The organism is Rhodomicrobium sp. R_RK_3 (assembly GCF_002198715.1).
In the GTDB taxonomy this organism is placed as follows: Bacteria; Pseudomonadota; Alphaproteobacteria; order Rhizobiales; family Rhodomicrobiaceae; genus R-RK-3.
Map to the genome: position 1 here is coordinate 46666 of NZ_MWLK01000016.1, position 16766 is coordinate 63431.

Annotated in this window: 18 protein-coding genes; 6 read left to right on the plus strand and 12 right to left on the minus strand. The window is 65.0% G+C overall.

What is annotated here, in order from left to right; translation table 11 throughout:
* Positions 1-119 precede the first annotated feature (119 nt).
* From BLEFHOIH_RS08590 to BLEFHOIH_RS08615, 6 genes are all read left to right on the plus strand, one after another.
* A complete protein-coding gene (locus BLEFHOIH_RS08590; RefSeq protein ID WP_088344411.1) occupies positions 120-1436 on the plus strand; it encodes a pilus assembly protein TadG-related protein in 1317 nt (438 codons plus the stop codon).
* Positions 1437-1444: 8 nt separating this feature from the next.
* Positions 1445-1909 (plus strand): TadE/TadG family type IV pilus assembly protein, encoded by a 465-nt coding sequence (locus BLEFHOIH_RS08595; RefSeq protein ID WP_088344413.1) that lies wholly within the window; start codon positions 1445-1447, stop codon positions 1907-1909.
* Positions 1910-1929: 20 nt separating this feature from the next.
* On the plus strand, positions 1930-2295 hold the full coding sequence (locus BLEFHOIH_RS08600) for a TadE/TadG family type IV pilus assembly protein (RefSeq protein WP_245296926.1): 366 nt from the start codon (positions 1930-1932) through the stop codon (positions 2293-2295).
* A gap of 252 nt (positions 2296-2547) precedes the next feature.
* Positions 2548-4053: a type II and III secretion system protein family protein gene (locus BLEFHOIH_RS08605; protein WP_088344417.1), complete on the plus strand. Its 1506-nt coding sequence runs from the start codon at positions 2548-2550 to the stop codon at positions 4051-4053.
* A 30-nt stretch (positions 4054-4083) separates the two neighbouring features.
* Positions 4084-4434, plus strand: a complete 351-nt coding sequence (locus BLEFHOIH_RS08610; protein ID WP_125461633.1) for a hypothetical protein — start codon at positions 4084-4086, stop codon at positions 4432-4434.
* A gap of 10 nt (positions 4435-4444) precedes the next feature.
* On the plus strand, positions 4445-5008 hold the full coding sequence (locus BLEFHOIH_RS08615; protein WP_245296927.1) for a tetratricopeptide repeat protein: 564 nt from the start codon (positions 4445-4447) through the stop codon (positions 5006-5008).
* Positions 5009-5021: 13 nt separating this feature from the next.
* Here BLEFHOIH_RS08615 and BLEFHOIH_RS08620 read toward each other — a convergent pair whose 3' ends face one another.
* The 12 genes from BLEFHOIH_RS08620 to BLEFHOIH_RS08675 all read right to left on the minus strand — a co-directional run bounded on the left by BLEFHOIH_RS08620 (position 5022) and on the right by BLEFHOIH_RS08675 (position 16668).
* Complete coding sequence (locus tag BLEFHOIH_RS08620; protein ID WP_088344421.1) at positions 5022-5957, minus strand: type II secretion system F family protein; 936 nt, start codon at positions 5955-5957, stop codon at positions 5022-5024.
* Positions 5958-5964: 7 nt separating this feature from the next.
* Complete coding sequence (locus BLEFHOIH_RS08625; RefSeq protein WP_088344423.1) at positions 5965-6924, minus strand: type II secretion system F family protein; 960 nt, start codon at positions 6922-6924, stop codon at positions 5965-5967.
* 2 nt (positions 6925-6926) lie between these two features.
* Positions 6927-8321 carry a CpaF family protein gene (locus BLEFHOIH_RS08630; protein WP_088344425.1) on the minus strand — a complete coding sequence of 465 codons (1395 nt, stop codon included), beginning with the start codon at positions 8319-8321 and terminating at the stop codon, positions 6927-6929.
* Positions 8321-9523, minus strand: a complete 1203-nt coding sequence (locus tag BLEFHOIH_RS08635) for a cellulose synthase operon protein YhjQ/BcsQ (protein ID WP_088344427.1) — start codon at positions 9521-9523, stop codon at positions 8321-8323. Before BLEFHOIH_RS08635 ends, BLEFHOIH_RS08630 begins: the two co-directional genes overlap by 1 nt.
* A gap of 28 nt (positions 9524-9551) precedes the next feature.
* Positions 9552-10550, minus strand: a complete 999-nt coding sequence (gene cpaB, locus BLEFHOIH_RS08640; RefSeq protein ID WP_088344429.1) for a Flp pilus assembly protein CpaB — start codon at positions 10548-10550, stop codon at positions 9552-9554.
* The gene (locus tag BLEFHOIH_RS08645; protein WP_088344431.1) at positions 10520-11089 is read right to left on the minus strand and encodes a prepilin peptidase; all 570 of its coding nucleotides are present in this window, start codon (positions 11087-11089) and stop codon (positions 10520-10522) included. The genes cpaB and BLEFHOIH_RS08645 overlap by 31 nt, the downstream gene beginning before the upstream one ends.
* Before the next feature lie 125 nt (positions 11090-11214).
* The gene (locus BLEFHOIH_RS08650) at positions 11215-11391 is read right to left on the minus strand and encodes a Flp family type IVb pilin (protein WP_088344665.1); all 177 of its coding nucleotides are present in this window, start codon (positions 11389-11391) and stop codon (positions 11215-11217) included.
* 30 nt (positions 11392-11421) lie between these two features.
* Positions 11422-11616: a Flp family type IVb pilin gene (locus BLEFHOIH_RS08655; protein ID WP_088344433.1), complete on the minus strand. Its 195-nt coding sequence runs from the start codon at positions 11614-11616 to the stop codon at positions 11422-11424.
* A gap of 558 nt (positions 11617-12174) precedes the next feature.
* Positions 12175-13698, minus strand: coding sequence for a tripartite tricarboxylate transporter permease (locus BLEFHOIH_RS08660; protein ID WP_088344435.1), 1524 nt, complete (start codon positions 13696-13698; stop codon positions 12175-12177).
* 39 nt (positions 13699-13737) lie between these two features.
* Positions 13738-14256 carry a tripartite tricarboxylate transporter TctB family protein gene (locus tag BLEFHOIH_RS08665; RefSeq protein ID WP_088344437.1) on the minus strand — a complete coding sequence of 173 codons (519 nt, stop codon included), beginning with the start codon at positions 14254-14256 and terminating at the stop codon, positions 13738-13740.
* Positions 14257-14327: 71 nt separating this feature from the next.
* Positions 14328-15332 (minus strand): tripartite tricarboxylate transporter substrate-binding protein, encoded by a 1005-nt coding sequence (locus BLEFHOIH_RS08670; RefSeq protein ID WP_170937064.1) that lies wholly within the window; start codon positions 15330-15332, stop codon positions 14328-14330.
* 127 nt (positions 15333-15459) lie between these two features.
* Positions 15460-16668, minus strand: a complete 1209-nt coding sequence (locus tag BLEFHOIH_RS08675) for an aminotransferase class V-fold PLP-dependent enzyme (protein WP_088344439.1) — start codon at positions 16666-16668, stop codon at positions 15460-15462.
* Positions 16669-16766: the final 98 nt, after the last annotated feature.

Genomic DNA, 16766 nt, shown 5'->3' on the forward strand with positions numbered 1-16766 from the left:
GAAAAGTATTATCGCGGCCGGGCCGATTTATTACAAATTGACCCAGTAAAAAGGCTGGCGCCTTACGGATCAATTCAGTTTATTTCCGCCTCCCTCGGCGAAAGGTCCATGCTGACGGGATGAACTTCGGTATTTCGACCTTCGCGAAGAGGGCCTGGATTCGGGCTGCGCCATCGGCGTGGCGATTTCTGGCGGAGGAGCGCGGCAGCGTCGCGATCATGATCGGCCTCGCCATGACGGGGCTGATGGGCATGGTGGCGCTCGGCACGGAGGTCACCTTCATCATCTACAAGCAGCGCCAGATGCAGACGATCGCCGATGGCGCCGCCATCGGCGCGGCGGTCGCGCTGGCCAAGGGCAATCCCACCGACTATGCGATGGAGGCGCGCGCCATCGCCGCGACGGGCAGCTTCGTCGACGGGGCGAGCGGCGTCGTCGTCACCGTCAACAAGCCGCCCGCGACAGGCAGCAATGTCAGCACCGCGGGGGCGGTCGAAGTCATCGTCGTGCAGCCGCAGACGCTGAAGCTGGTCAGCGTGCTGAGCTCGGCCGTGTTCAATGTCACGGCGCGGTCCGTAGCCATCAAGGGCACGGGGGGCGGCTTCTGCGTCCTGACCACGGATACCACGTCGGGGACGGGGTTCTCGGTCAGCAATGGCGCGACCGTCAATCTCAACCAATGCGGCGGCGCCGTGAATTCCTCCGGCTCGGCCGCCCTTTCGGTAACCGGCGGCTCGGCGCTGAATGCGAAATCCATGTCGGTGAAGGGCCAATCCTCCGTCAGCGGGGGCGGTGCGGTTACCATTTCCGGAACCCCCAATACCGTGCAGATCAACCAGGCCGTTACGGCGGATCCCTACGCGTCGGTCGCCATGACGACGCCGACAGGCTGCGCCAATACCAACAAGGTGATCGCCTATTCCGCCTCCGTCCAGACCTTAAACGCCGGAACCTATTGCGGCGGCCTGGCGATCGGCAATGGCGCGAACGTGAAGCTCAATGCGGGGGTCTATTACATCAAGACCGGCTCATTCGCCGTGACCGGCGGATCGACCGTGAATGGCACCGGCGTCACCATCGTGATGACCAAAAATACCAGCGGCTATGCTACCACCTCGATCGGCAATGGTTCGAACGTTACGCTGAGCGCGCCGACCAGCGGCACTTTCGCGGGCATCGTGTTCTTCGGCGACCGCACGGCCCCGACCACCGGAATCAACAGCTTCATCGGCGGTTCGACGACGAACTTCACGGGCGCGCTCTATTTTCCGACGCAGCAGGTGATCTACTCGAACGGCACCTCGACCGTCGCAACCTGCACCCAGCTCGTCGCTTACCGGGTCCAGTTCACCGGCGGGGCCTCATTCAACAGCAATTGCGGCAGTGCCGGCACCAGCGCCATCGGCGGCGCCGCCGCCAGCCAGATCGTGGAATAGGGGAACCGATGCGACCGGTCAGGACCAAACCGAAACGCGCCTCCCTCCGTCGCGGCAAGGAGGGCTCGGCGGCGATTGAATTTGCGCTGTTCATGCCGCTGTTCGTTCTCCTGCTCACCGGGGTGGTGGAGATCGGCTTTGCGATGTTCGGCTCGATGCAGGTCTACGGCGCCGTCGAGGCGGGGATGCTCTACGCCGTCAAAAACGGCTTCAACTCAACCGGCATCTCCGACGCCATCACCAATTCGAGCGGCATCACCGGCATCACGGCGAGCCCCGCCCCGACGCAATTTTGCGGCTGCCCCGCTTTGTCCGGCATCGTCGTCGCCACTTGCGGCGGCACCTGCACCGGCAACACCGCGCAAAGCCAATATATCCGCATCAACGCGACGCTGACTCGCACGAGCATCCTTAGCAACACCTTCCTGTTGCCCTCGACGCTGACGGCGCAATCGATCGTAAGGCAGAATTAGCAATGGCATGGACATCCTTCTTGCGAACCCTAGCCGGCCGGCGCGGCACCGCCGCGATCGAATACGCGATCATCGCACCGGTGCTGTTCGTCTTCCTGCTCGGCATAATGGACACCTCCCGCCTGCTCTGGACCTACACCACGCTCTACCGCGCCACCCACGCCGCCGCCCGCTGCGGCGCGGTCAACGACATCGATTGCGGAACCACCAGCGCGATCCAGAACGAGGCCGTCTCCGAGGCCTGGGGCCTGACGGTCGCGGCCTCCGCCTTCACCGTCACCACGGTCGCTTGCGGCGTCAGAGTCAGTATCGCCTATACGTTCACCTTCACCACCCCAGGCTTCAGTACGCTCGCCATAAACGCCACGGCCTGTCACCCGACCTGAGCGGCCACAGTGGCCCTCGCGCCGCTACAGGCGTGTGATCGCGCCGCATTTTCAACTTAAGCTTGAGGACTTATTAAGAATCAACCACCCTCCGCTCGGGTGCCGCCTTCCCGTAAGGCATTGGAACATGAACCGGATCGCTCGCGTGAGTATGCGGCTGAGATGTCAGCTCGATCGGGCTACCCGACAATTTCGGGCCAGCCAAGCCGCTAGGGTTTGTCAGTACAATTCGGCAACCACGAAGGTTGGACCTTGTCACGACTTCGGAACCATTGGCTCAGCGGCCTCGCCGCTCTACTCGCCGCCGCGATCGGGATTGGCGCGCCTGTCCTGCGTGGAGCTTCGGCCGGGGGTGGCGGCCTGATCGAGGATGAGGGCATCGGCGTCCGCCGGGTCACCGTCATCCGCTACAAATCCCGCACCTTCGAACTGCACCGCCCCTTCGACACCGCCGTGGTCGGATCGCCTGACATCGCCGACGTGATGGCGATGTCCAACCGGGTGCTCTACATCCAGGGCAAGAAGGTCGGCACCACCAATGTCTCGCTCTTCGACACCAACAAGCAATTGATCGGGGTGTTCGACGTCGCCGTGACGATCGATGCGGGCAATATCGCGGAGAAGATTCGCTCCAGCACCTCGAGCCCGGGCATCCGCGTCACCAGCAGCAACGAGCAGGTGGTGTTGACCGGCATGGCCGCCAACGCCGTCGACGCCGAGCGTGCGGTCGCCATCGCCAAGGCCGTGGCGCCGGAGATCCCAGTCGTCAACCTCATGCAGGTCGCGCCGTCGCAGCAGGTGCTGCTAAAAGTCCGCTTCATCGAGGCCAACCGGGAAACAGGACGCGATCTCGGCGTCAATTGGTTCGGCTACAACGACAAGGGTACGGCAGGCGTCACAACCGGACAGGGGCGCGTCGACAACCGCCTCAAATCGCCCCTCGGGTCGGATCTGGCCGGAGGCACGCTTCCTCTTTTTCAGGCCGTGAACACCTTCGCCGGCAGCGCGACGGGCCTGCCTTTCGGTGTCGCGCTCGCCAATGTCGTCAGCAGCGGCGGCGCCAATATCGACCTGTTGATTACGGCCCTGGAAACCAGGGGCCTTGCCCGGCGGCTCGCCGAGCCCGACCTCGTCGCCCTCTCTGGCGACATGGCGAGCTTCCTGGCGGGCGGCGAAATTCCCGTGCCGGTGGTGCAGCCGGGATCAGCTGGCGTCGCCACCATCACCGTCGAATACAAGCCCTTCGGCGTGCAACTGACATTCGTGCCCACCGTCCTCGCGAACGGCGTCATCAACCTGCGCCTGACCCCTTCCGTCAGCCAGCTCGACTACGCCAACGCCATTCGCAATCAGGGTTTTCTGATCCCGGCGCTGACCAAGCGCGAGGCACGCACCACCATCGAGCTTCGCGACGGCCAAAGCTTTGCCATTGCCGGCTTGCTCCAGACACAAGGCACGCGCGACATCTCGCAAATCCCCTGGCTCGGCTCTCTGCCGGTGATCGGCACCTTGTTCCGCAGCACGGCCTACCAGCAGCAGGAGACGGATCTGGTGGTGATCGTAACGCCGCATCTGGTGCAGCCGGTCGCGCCGGGCCAGCGCCTGGCGACGCCGCTCGACGATCGCCTGCCCAGCAATGACGGCGACCTGTTCTGGCGCGGCGAGCTCGATGTCCCCAAGAAGTATACGGAATATGTCACGACCGGACGCGACATCGTCGGCCCCTACGGCCACATCATTCTCCAAGACCGCAAGTGATTTCCAGACGCCCTAAAGAGTGGAATGCCGATGACAAAAATAACAACAACCACGATTGCGCTGGCTCTTTTGGCGACGATGAACCAAGTCGGCGCCAATGAATATTACCGGCCATGGGGCGCGCCCTACCGGCAGCGCATCGAGGGCATCACCGTCGGAGCGGGGAATGCCAAAGCGGTGAACGAGGCGGCGATGGTCATCGATCCCTGGCCGCCGCTGGTCAACAATCGGCGCATTCCCGCCAATGGCGCGCGAATGACCGGCGTCATCGAGCGCTATAAGGACGCCAAGCGCCTGCGCGAGCAGGTGCCGACGCTGCCTCCGGACCTGATTAGTTCGACTGGCACCGGCGGCAGCGGCGGCGGCGGGGGCGGGCAATGAGGACGGCACGGTGAAGCCGCCTAGCACCGAGGCTCCGCTCGGGCAATGGCAGGCTGCCGGCATCATAGGTCGCCGGGCGGCCCCGCTGGCGCTCGCCGTGCTGGCACTATCGCTCTGCGCCTGCGGTCCTGGCAGGCCGAACGGCTGGGAAACCACGTCGAGCGTCGAGGACGCGGGCGACATCAAATTCTATCCGTCCGATGAGTCTTACCGGCGAGGCGTCGAGCAGTTCAATCGCGGCCATTACGGCCTGTCGGAGCAAGCCTTCCGCGACGCCGTCGAAAAGGCGCCGCGAGACGCCGGCTCGTGGCTCGGGCTCGCGGCCAGCTATGACCGCCTGCGCCGCTTCGACCTCGCCGACCGCGCCTATGGGCAGGCGATCAACCTGACGGGCGAGACCCCGCAAATCCTCAACAATCGCGGCTATTCCTTCATGCTGCGCGGCAATCTGGTGACCGCCCGCGCGCTATTCGAAAAGGCCCTCCAGATCGAGCCCGAAAATCCCGTGACGCTCAACAATATCATGCTGCTGAACGGCAGCTCACGCTACATTGTGCGGCCGGAAGAGCCATAGGGCCCAGCCTCCCCTATTTCGGCCCGGTGAAAATATCGATCAGCCTGAGGATCGCCGGGCCGCCGACAATGAGGAAGATCGTCGGCATGATGAGCAGCATCACCGGGACGGTCATCAGCGCCGGCAGGCGGTTGGCGCGCTCCTCCAGCGCCATGAGCTGTTCGCCGCGCATCTCCTCCGCCGCGTTGCGCAGCGATTGCGCCAGGGGCGAGCCGTAGCGCATGCTCTGCGCCAGCGTGCCGACCACCGAGCGCACGCTCGGCAGATTGATCCGCTCGGCGAGGTTGGCGAGCGCCTGATCCCGGCTCGGCAGAATGGTGATCTCGGCCCAGGTCAGCGCCAGCTCGTCGGCGAGCGCGGGCTGGGCGCCTTTCAACTCGCGCGCGACGCGCTGCAATCCGGTCTCCAGCGACAGGCCGGCCTCGACGCAGATCGCCAGCAATTCGAGCCCGCCCGGCAGTCCCGAGCCGACCTGATCGGCGTGGCGCTGCAATTTCCAGCGCACCAGCTTCATCGGCAGGAACCAGCCGAAGGCGGCCGCCGCCAGGGCGATCAGCACGGTCAGCCAGATCGAGCGGGTGGAGACCAGCAGCATCGCCAGACCGCCGGCCAGGGAGGCGAGCACGATCCGCGACACGGTGAAATAGACCAGCGCAACATCCGCCGAGGTGCTGTATCTGGAGAACAGCCGCAAGATCTGGCGGTGTTCGCCGTCCGTCAGCCCGTGCGCGGCGGCGCTGCGCCGGCTCTCCTCCGGCGCCTGCCGCAAGGCGGCGCGCCCGGTTGCGCCGGTCGCCGACTGCACCATGGCAACGCGGCGGTCGAGCTGCTCGCCGCGCTCGCGCGTGCTGGCCGCCACGATCATGATCGCGCCGCCTATGAACAGCGCGATGACGCAGATGATCGGCAGCACGTTCGGCGACAGACCTGCAAGCAGGGACTGGATCATGGCCGCCTCATTCCCCGCTCACGCTCTTCATCATCACCCGCATGGTCAGGGTGGAGACGATGAGGCCGCCGGCGGCGATGACCAGGATCACCCGGCCGCGCGGATCGGAGATCAGCGGCGAGAGATAGTCGGGCTGGATGAAGAGCAGCGCGGCCGACGTGACCAGCGGCAGCGAGCCGAGCACATAGGCGGAGAGGCGGATTTCGGAAGTCACCGCCTTGGCCTTGAGACGCACGGCGCGGCGCTTGCGCATGATCTGCGACAAGACGTCGAGCGTGTTGACGAGATTGCCGCCGGTCGAATGCTGCAGCGCCACGGCGACGGAGAAGAAGCGGAAATCGGCAAGGCCGATGCGCTGGCTGCTGGCGTCCAGCGCCTCGCCGAGCGGGATGCCGATGCGCATCTGGTCGGCGATCATGCCAAACACGGTGCTGACTGGCGGCGTCGCCTCGTTGCCGACCGTGCGGATCGCCAGCGTCGCGGGCAGGCCGGCGCGCAGCATCCGCGCGACCGTGTCGACGGCGTCGGGAAAGACGTCGGTGAATTTGCGCTCCACCCGGCTTTGCTGCCAGCCAAGGACGGAATGCGGCAGCATGAAGCCGGCGCCGAGACAGGCCGGCACGGTTAGCGCCAGCGGCAGGCCAAAGGTGCGGTGCATCAGCAGCCAGGTGATGGCGATGCCGGTCGCGGACAGGAGGATGAGGGTCAGCGCCTTGGCCTTCATGCCCCAGGTATGCTTGATGCCATAGGCGAAGAAGGCGCGCAGCCGCGCATCGACCTTCGCCGCCAGTTTCTGCAGGGAGGAGACCAGCGAAGCCTCGGGCGCCTGCGCAACGGTCGCGGGCGCGACCAGCTTCACCCGGTCTTCGACGGCAAGGCGCGCATTGCGCGTCATCACCAGGACGGCGACCAGGAGGATGACGCCGCCGAGCAGCAGGGTGACGATGGTCAGGATCGGGATCAGCATGGTCAGTCGTCCCGCAGCTTTTCGACGCCGACCGCTTCGAGGAAGGCGTCTGCCAGGCCATAATATTCCAGCCGCTGCAGGAAGGCCGGCTGCACCGGCGTCGCCTGGAACACGCCCTTCAGGCTGCCATCCGGGTTCTCGCCCTTGAACTCGAATTTGAACAGATGGCCGAGGATGATGGTGTCCTCCTCCAGCCCCAGCACTTCGGCGACCTCGGTGATGCGACGGACGCCGTCGCGCATGCGCTCGGTCTGCACGATGAGGTCGATACCGCGCGAGATCTGGCTGAGAATGGCCCGCATCGGCAGGTTGGCGCTGGCCATCAGCAGCATGCTTTCCATGCGCGCCAGGGCATCGCGGGCGGAATTGGCGTGCACGGTCGACATCGAGCCGTCATGGCCGGTGTTCATCGCCTGCATCATGTCGAAGGCCTCCGGCCCGCGCACCTCGCCGACGATGATCCGGTCCGGCCGCATCCGCAGCGCGTTGCGCACCAGCATGCGCTGGTCGATCTCGCCGCGTCCTTCCATATTGGCGGGGCGGGTCTCGAGCTGGACGACATGCTCCTGCCGCAGCTTCAGCTCGGCGGCGTCCTCGATGGTGATGATGCGCTCGCCGGGATCGATCATGCTGGAGAAGGCATTCAGCAGCGTCGTCTTGCCCGAGCCGGTGCCGCCGGAGATGATGATGTTGAGCCGGCAGCGCGCCGCGATCTCCAGCGCGATCGCCATTTCCCGCGAGGCCGTCCCCAGCTTCACCATGTGCGAGAAGTCGAAAATCGCGTGCGAGAACTTGCGGATGGAGAGGCAAGGGCCCTTCAGGCTGATCGGGGCGATGACGACGTTGACGCGGCTGCCATCGGCGAGCCGGGCGTCGAGCAGCGGGCTCGATTCATCGACGCTGCGCCCGATCGAGGACGCGATGCGCTGGGCGACATGCAGCACATGCGCATTATGGCGGAACTTGATGTCGGTCAGCTCGAGCTTGCCGCGCCGCTCGACATAGACCATGTTCGGACCGTTCACCAGGATATCGGCGATGGTGGGATCGTGCAGCAGCGGCTCGATCGGCCCGAGCCCGATCATGTCGTCGACGATGTTGCGGCCGAGCGTGTCCTGCTCCGTCTGATTGAGCAGGAGCTTGCGCTCATTGGCGATCTCGGAGACCAGCCGGTCGACGACGGCGGTCAGCTCCTGCCGGGTCATCCTGACCGCATTGACCGGCTCAATGCGCAACAGCACCTGGTCGCGGATGATGTCAGGGGCTTTCTTGGCCGTCGCGGCGATGGCCTCCATATGCGCGTCGGCCGCGGCGGCCTTGGCGATTTCGATCTTGGCGGCCGGCGTCGGCTCGGCGACCGGTTCGGGGACCACGGTCTTCTTGCCAAAGTCGCCCATCACCCGAAGATCCGGCTGAAGAACGACACCGACTTCTCCATCGGCTCGCCGGTCACCTTGCACAACATCATGGCGAGGCCGCGCTTGAACACGCTGGATTTCTGCGCCGCCTTGATGCCGTAGGTCGCGGTCTCGGCGATTTCCCGGTCATAGGGGATGACGATATCGGGCGCCTGTCCGCAAGCCTTGGCGAAATCGATTTCGGCGAGACCGCCATGGGCCGTTGTGTGGTTGAGGATGTGGAGGGTGCTGCGCTCGGGCGTATCGGTGCCGAGGAATTCGCGCCAGCGGGCGACATCGCGGGCGGCGGCGAGGCTGGAATTGCTGACCAGCATGCAGATGCTCGATTGACGCAGCATGCTCGGCATCCGGAGCGCGGTCTCGGCGGGAAGATCGACGACGACGAAGCGGTAGCGCAGCACCAGCCGCTCCATCAGCGACAGGACCGGCTGTTCGGCGGGCATCAGCGGCGTCTCCAGCGATTCCAGGGATGCCAGCAGGTCGAGCCGCTCGGTGACGTGCTTGACGCCGCGCTCCAGATACAGCTTGTCCACGCGTTCGGGATTCTCGAAGGCGTCGCGCAGGGCGTTGCTCGGCACGGAATCCAGTTGCAAGGCCGCGTCGCCATTCTGCAGGTCGAGATCGAGCAGCATGGTGTGGCGTCGGCGCGCTTCGGCGAAATACCAGGCGGTGTTGGTGGCGATGGTGGTCGAGCCGACGCCGCCGCGGACGCCGAGCACGAAGATCAGCTTGCCGGTGCGCAGCGACGGTCGGACGGCATTCGGCGTGACGACATTGGCGCAGGTGCGGATCAGCAGGTCGCGGAGGATCGGCTTCAGGAAATATTCCAGGATGCCGATATTCTTCAGGTCGCGGTAGAGCACGATGTCGTTGCGGTCGCCGATAACGACGACGCGGATGTCCGGCTCGCAGACTTCGGCCAGCTCCCGGATGCTGAGCACGGGATCTTCGACCCCGGTCAGATCGACCACCAGGAGGCGGGGCGAGATTTCCTTGGCCAGCGCGGTGATAGCGGTCTTGACGTTTCCGGGGGTGAATTCGGCATCGATGCTGAGCGCCTGTAGCGATTGCCGGATGATGCCCTCGGATTCGGGATCGCGGACGAACACCCGCGCCGTCGGCGCCGAGGGCCGGATCGGGCCGACGGCTGATGTGGCGGGGGCATTGAGCGTCTCGGTCATGGCGTGATCCGCGGCAAAGTCAGGCTCATCAACGGCAATCGGTGGCCCGGGGGGCGAAGCGGACCGCGGCTTCGATCCCGGCCGCCGGCGTGGTTCGCGGCGGTGTGCAGGTCGGCTTGGGCGGGGCCGGCGCGGCCACGACCGGCGCGGGCACAACCGGTACGGGCCGGGGCGGAGCAGGTAGAGCCGGCGGCGAAGGCGGCCGCACGGCCCGCGCGATGCCGATTTCTCTCAGCGCGGGAGAAACGTCGGACGCCCAGGTCGGCGGCCTCGGCTCGGCGGCGGCGATCGAGACATCCGTCCCCTCGAGCGGGCGGATGGAAAGCTGGAGGCCGCCGAGCTGTCCGGCGACGAACAGGATCTCGGCCTCGCTCTCGCTGAGCTCGAGCGTAACGGTCTTGGGCACCGTGGATTCGGCGGTGGGAGCAGCCGTGTCGGTCGAGGGCGGCTTGGCCTGGCCTCCGAGCGACTGGCCGACGGCGACGACGCGCAGGTCGCGCAGCACCGTCTCGCCGACCGACTTGCGCGACGGGTCGCCGGTCGCATCGCCCAGATTCTGGGTGAGGATGACGTCGACACGGTCGCCGGGAAGGACGAGACCGGAGGAATTTTGCGAGGCATCCACCGAAATCGAGGCGGCGCGCTTGCCGGACCTCAACACGGCGGCGAGAAACCGGCGGTCGCCGGGCATGACCAGTTCGCTGGCGATCAGCGGCTCGCCGGTGGCGAAATCGCGCCGCGTCACGGTGCCCTGCAGGTCCGCTTCGGTCATCTGGCCCTTCAGGAGGTTGCCGGGCCGCATTTCGCCCGGCTCCAGGTTTTTCCAGCCGATATCGCTCGGCCGCAGCAGGGTGCCGGAGGGCAGATCCCGCGTCGCCGCCAGGACCGACAGATTGGCCGGCTGCTCCACTTCCGTGACAACGGTCGCGGCCGGGCCGCCGAGCTGATTGATCCAGAGCACCGCCAGCGCGACGCCGGCGAGCACGAAAAGCGCACCTAGACCGAGCAGGATATTGCGGAAAAACATTGCGGAAGCTCCCTCGCGATGTAGCTGACGACACCACCGAAAACGGCCAGCGCATAGGGCATTGGCTCACCCGCAAGAATGCGGGCGCGTTCCTCTCTGAGCAGCCGGCCGAACCGGCTGGTATGCGGGTCGCCCCTCGGGCAATCGGCCTGCGGCGCGGCGGGGCTTTCCATGCGGCGGCGCACGACGAGATAGACGCAGCCGAGAACACCGCCCGCCAGGGTGATGGCGGCGACGAGCACGCCGATACGCTCCGGCGGCACCAGCAGCGTCACGGCGCTGATGAGCTTGACGTCGCCGCCGCCGATCACGTCGAAATGGGCAAGCACGCCGAACCCAACCAGCACTGCGATGGCGGCCAGGACACTGATCCAGATTTCACCCGGACGCAGCATCAGGCCGATGGCAAGCCCGCAGGCAGCGATCACTCCGACAAATTCGTTCGGAACGATGCGCTCCTTGAGATCGGTCGCGGCGCTCATGCAAAGCGCCACCAGGCTTATCGCCCAGAACAGCGCATGCATGAATAGGAAGACCATTGCTGTTTTCTTCATTCCAGCGGCGTACCGGGCCGGCTCTGGCCACCGGCCTGGCCGTGGTCCGCGCCCCGCAAGGCGCTTCGCACAAGTTCAAGGCCGATCACGATACCGGCGAGATGACGCCCTTAGGTCGTTTTGACTTTGGTCGCGATGGTGTTGAAGGTCGCCGACAGATTGGTGCCGAGCAGGGTGACCGAAACGATGATCGCGAGCGTGATCAAGGCGGCCAGGATGCCGTATTCGATCGCGGTCACGCCGCGCTCGGAGTCGACCTTGAGCCAGCGCGCAACCGGCTTCGCCATATTATCGATGAAACGCATGATCTTGTCCTTCTAGGTGGTCTTCACCTTGGTTGCGATGGTGTTGAAAGTAGCCGCCAGGTTCGTGCCCAGCAGGGTGACCGAGACAATGATCGCCAGCGTAATCAACGCCGCCAATATCCCGTATTCGATGGCCGTCACGCCGCGCTCGGAGTCGACTTTGAGCCAGCGCGCAACGGGTTCGGCGAGTTTGCCGACATAACGCATAGACATATCCGATCCAGGACTCTAGAATTTCGACATTTGATAGTTATCTGAAATGTATTGCGTGCATCTTAATTCACAAGATGCCTTTTCATTTCTTCTGCCCTGATCGTAAATTTGGTGATATATATTTATCAAACTCGGTTTTAGTGGATAGTTAATCTATAATACTGTGTATTTGATCTAGGCGCATTGGAGGCTGAGCCGGGCCAATGCGGTTGGCCGTGGGCAGGCAGCCGAGCGGGAGGTAAGGAGCAGCAGTGCGCCGGCTGTTCCAAATGAGGGAAGATGCCTGGGGCGGGGATCTCGAAGGGCGCCGCAGCAACGGGCGCCGGAGATTTTCCTGTGCGCCCCTGAACCGTACACAGATGAACTGTTCACGCTCCCTGGCGAGAAACGCGCCGCTGCCAGCCGAAATCGTTACGCGCGCCGGCCGGCTGCCCTGCGGCAAGATGGCCATCCGTGCAAAGATAATCTGGCAGCAACTCAATCGGCAGCTTGCGTGGCTTCGATGACGAATGCGGTTCGGCTGGAGATGGATGGTAAGGACGCGGGCGCGCTTCACTCCGCCGGCACATCACTCCGCTTGGCGGCAGCGCCGGACAGGCCGCCGATGATTCTGGACCAGAGCGGCCAGAACAGGATCAGGATGGCGGTTATCATGATCGTCGCCACCAGCCCGTTCGAGAACAGCACCGACAGGTCGCCATAGGAGCCGATCATGGTCTGCCGGAAGGCGTCCTCCGCTCGCTTGCCGAGCACCAGCGCCAACGTGAGCGGCGCGAGCGGGTAATCGAGCTTCTTGAAGACATAGCCGACGATGCCGAAGATCAGCATCGTTTTGATGTCGAACAGCGAATTCTCGACCGCATAGGCGCCGATGGCGCAGAAGACGATGATCATCGGCGCGATGGTCGGGAACGGCACGCGCAGCACGGCGGCGAAGAGCGGCACGGTCGCCAGCACGATGATGAGGCCGGCAATATTGCCCAGATACATCGAGGCGATCAGGCCCCAGACGAATTCCTTATGCTCGACGAAAAGCAGCGGTCCCGGCTGCAGGCCCCAGACCAAGAGGCCGCCGAGCAGCACCGCCGCCGTGCCCGAGCCCGGAATGCCGAGCGCCAGCATCGGCAGCAGCGCCGAGGTGCCGGCGGCGTGGGCGGCAGTTTCAGGCGCCAGCACGCCGTCGATGCGGCCCTTGCCGAAACTCTCCTTGTCGCGCGCCACCTGCTTGGCGACGTTGTAGCTCATGAACGAGGCCGCGATCGCCCCGCCCGGCGTGATGCCGAGCCAGCAGCCGATCGCCGAGGAGCGCACGATGGTCACCCAATAGCGCGGCAGCGAGGCCCAGGTGCTGAAGACCTTGCGGAAGGAGAGGTTCGAGGCATGCCCCCGGAAGGCGAGCTTCTCCTCGATGGTCAGCAAAATCTCGCTGATGCCGAAAATCCCGATCACCGCGACGAGGAAGTCGAAGCCTTTCAGCAGGTCCATCGAGCCGAAGGTCATGCGCAAGTCGCCCGACACCGTGTCCATGCCGACGGCCGCCAGCAGCAGGCCGACGACGAGCGAGATGATGACCTTGTGCTTCTCCTCCCGGCCGATGCCGACGAAGGTGCAGAAGGTGAGGAAATAGACCGCGAAAAATTCCGGCGGCCCGAAGCGCAGCGCGAAGCCGGCGATGCTCGGCGCGAGGAAGGTGATCAGCACCACGGCGACGAAGGAGCCGATGAAGGAGCCGGAAAAGGCCGCCGTCAGCGCCTCCGCCGCCTGCCCCTTCTGCGCCATCGGATAGCCGTCAAAGGTGGTCGCGACGCTCCAAGCCTCGCCGGGGATGTTGAATAGGATCGAGGTGATCGCCCCGCCAAACAGCGCGCCCCAATAGAGGCAGGACAGCATGACGATAGCCGAGGTCGGGTCCATGCCGAAGGTGAGCGGCAGGAGGATGGCGACGCCGTTCGGGCCGCCAAGGCCCGGCAGCACGCCGACCAGGATGCCGAGGCAAATGCCGATCATCATCAGCAAGAGCTTGTCGAAGGTCATCAGCACTGCGAAGCCGTGCATCAGCGAGTCTAAGGCTTCCATCGGCGCGGGCTCCCCAATGTTTTCGCTCAGGCTTCCGGATCAGAAGCCGAAATAGGCCTCGATGGGGCCTTTTGGCAGCAAGACGCGGAATTCGATGTCGAACAACACGAAGACCAGCGCGGCGAAGATGATGCCGGTCAGGCAGGCGCTCAGCCAACTGCTGCCGCCCAGATAGCGCATGAAGCCGATCACCAAGAGGCCGCTCGGCACATAGATGCCGAGGTAGCTGATGGAAACCACGTAGATCACCATCGGCACCAGCACTTGCAGCACGCGCTTGAACTGCGCCCGTTCGACAAAGGCGCCGCCCTCCTGCGCCGCCGCCCGGACCGAGACGAACAGGCCCCAGAGGCTAGCCGCGATCAGGATCAGCGCGAGGCGGAAGGGGAAGAAGCCGGTCTGCGGACCATCGGCCGCCCAGCGCGCGCCGACCCGCCAATTGTCCCAGGCGAGCAGGATGCCGAGGGCGATGAGGATCAGGCTGACGGCGATCTCCGCCGTGCGGCGCGAGATGACGGCGGGCGTCGCCGCTTCGGGGATGTCATTGTCGCTTGCCATGGGTCACCTGGACGAAAGGCGGGATGCCGCAAGCGGCACGGGAGCACGCTTGCGGGAGAGGAATGCCGGGCTCAGTTGGAGCCCGCGAGGAAGCCGGCGGTCGCCATCAGCGCCTTGTGCTTGGCCTCGTCGGTTTCGAGGAATTTCTTCATGTCCTCGCCCTCGATGAAGACCGGCTTCAGCGCCTGGTTGGCCATGTATTCCGAATAGTCGGGCGTCGCGGCGATCTTCTTGAACAGGTCGGTGTAATAGGCGACCTGCTCCGGCGGCGCCTTGCCGGCGAGGAAGATGGCGCGCGGCATGGTGTAGTCGATGTCGAGCCCTTCCTCCTTGCAGGTTGGAATGTCGGCCCAGGACTGGTCGGCGGTGACCTTGGTCTTGTAGTCCATGCGCTGGGTGTCGAACAGGCAGAGCGCCCGCACCTGTCCGGAGCGCCAGACGGCGACATTCTCGGACGGGTTGTTGACATTGGCGTTGGTGTGGTTGCCGACGAGCTGCGTCGCCGCCTCGCCGCCCGACTTATAGGGGATATAGGCGAATTTGACGCCCGCCTTCTGCTCCATGAAGGCCGTGAGGATGTGGTCCTCGCGCTTGGAGCCTGTGCCGCCCATCTTCATCGGCGTCGCCTTGGCGGCGGCCAGGAAATCCTTCACCGTCTTTTCCGGCGCGGCGGCATTGTTCCAGAGCACGAATTCGTCGAGCGCGATGATGGCGATCGGGGTCAGCTCGCGCCAGTTGAAGGGGATGTTGGTCGAGAGCGGCAGCGTGTACATCGACGATTGCGCGATGATGAATTTCTGCCCGTCCGGCGGCGAGGATTTGATGTCGATCAGACCTTCGGCGCCGCTCGCCCCGCCCTTCAGCGTGACGACAGTCGCCTCCTTCATCAGCCCGTGCTTCTGGATCGCCGCCTGCAGCATCCGCGCCATCTGGTCGGACGCGCCGCCCGCGCCGGCCGGCACGATGATCTCGACCGCCTTGCTCGGCTGCCAGCCCTCGGCGCCGGCGGGGCCTGTGGCGGCGAGCGCGGCGCAGGCGGCGAGCAGAGCGATGCTCGGGGAATTCATGCGTATCATGTCAGGCGTCTCCCTGGGGTTGCTTCCTCGCAATGGCCGTCGCCGCTCATTTGCTCGGGACGACGCGGCCATGGTTTTTAGCGGCGGTTGACCCGCTCGTCTGTTGTCCGGCGCCTACATGGCCGGTTTATTCGGCAGCCAGCTTGAGACGGCGCTCGCGGCATTCGGCGAGCCAGCCCATGGCGGCATCGACGCCGCCCGCCTGATGCGGCACGCCGGCAAGGCGCAGGCTCATTTCCACGCCGGCCAGCGCGCCAATGATAGTGAGGTCGTTGGTGTCGCCCAGATGGCCGATGCGGAACACCCGCCCCGCGACCTTGCCGAGCCCCATGCCGAGCGAAATGTCGAAACTCTCCAGCGCGGTCTTGCGCAGCACGTCGGCATCGTGGCCTTCAGGCGTGATCACGCCGGTGAGGATGGGCGAGTAATATTTCGGATCGCGGCAGAGGATGTCGAGGCCCCAGGCGGTGACCGCCCGGCGCGTCGCCTCGGCATGGCGCTGATGACGGGCGAAGACATTGTCCAGCCCTTCCTCCTGCAGCATGGCGATGGCGGCGTCGAGCCCGTAGAGCAGCGTCGTCGCGGGCGTGTAGGGGAAGAAACCCTTTTCGTTCGCCGCCAGCATCTCGTCCCAGCCGAGATAGGAGCGCGGCAGCCGCGCCGATTTCGAGGCCGCGATGGCCTTCGGGCTGACGGCATTGAAGGAGAGGCCCGGCGGCAGCATCAGCCCCTTCTGCGAGCCGGCGACGGTGACGTCGACGCCCCAGGCTTCGTGCTGGTATTCGGCCGAGCCCAGCGATGAGATGGTGTCGACGAAGAACAGCGCCGGATGGCGGGCGGCGTCGATGGCCTTGCGAATCTCATCGATGCGGGAGAGCGCGCCGGTCGAGGTCTCGTTATGGACGACGCAGACGGCCTTGATCTTGTGCTCACTATCGGCGCGCAGGGCGGTTTCGATGGCCTCCGGGTCGGCGCCCGAGCGCCAGTCCGAGGTGATGTAGGTCGGCGCCAGCCCCAGCTTCAGCGCCATCTTGTGCCAGAGCGCGGCGAAATGGCCGGTCTCGTACATCAGCACCCGGTCGCCGGGGGACAGCGTGTTGACGAGCGCCGCCTCCCAGGCGGCCGTGCCCGAGGCCGGGAAGATGATGACCGGACCGCTGGTCTTGAAGATGGCCTTGATGCCGCTCAGCACCCGCCGGGCGAGCGCCTGGAATTCGGGGCCGCGATGGTCGATGACCGCCGAATGCATGGCCCGCTGAATGCGGTCGGGAACGGGAGTGGGGCCGGGAATCTGGAGAAAATGGCGTCCGGCGACCCTGGTCGGCAGATCCGGCATGGCGTGCTCCGCTCCCTGTCTTATCCTCAGCGTACTTCCTATTGTTATTATTCGCTGAATTGTCTTGATTATTAAGAGTGATGAATGCGAATTTATGT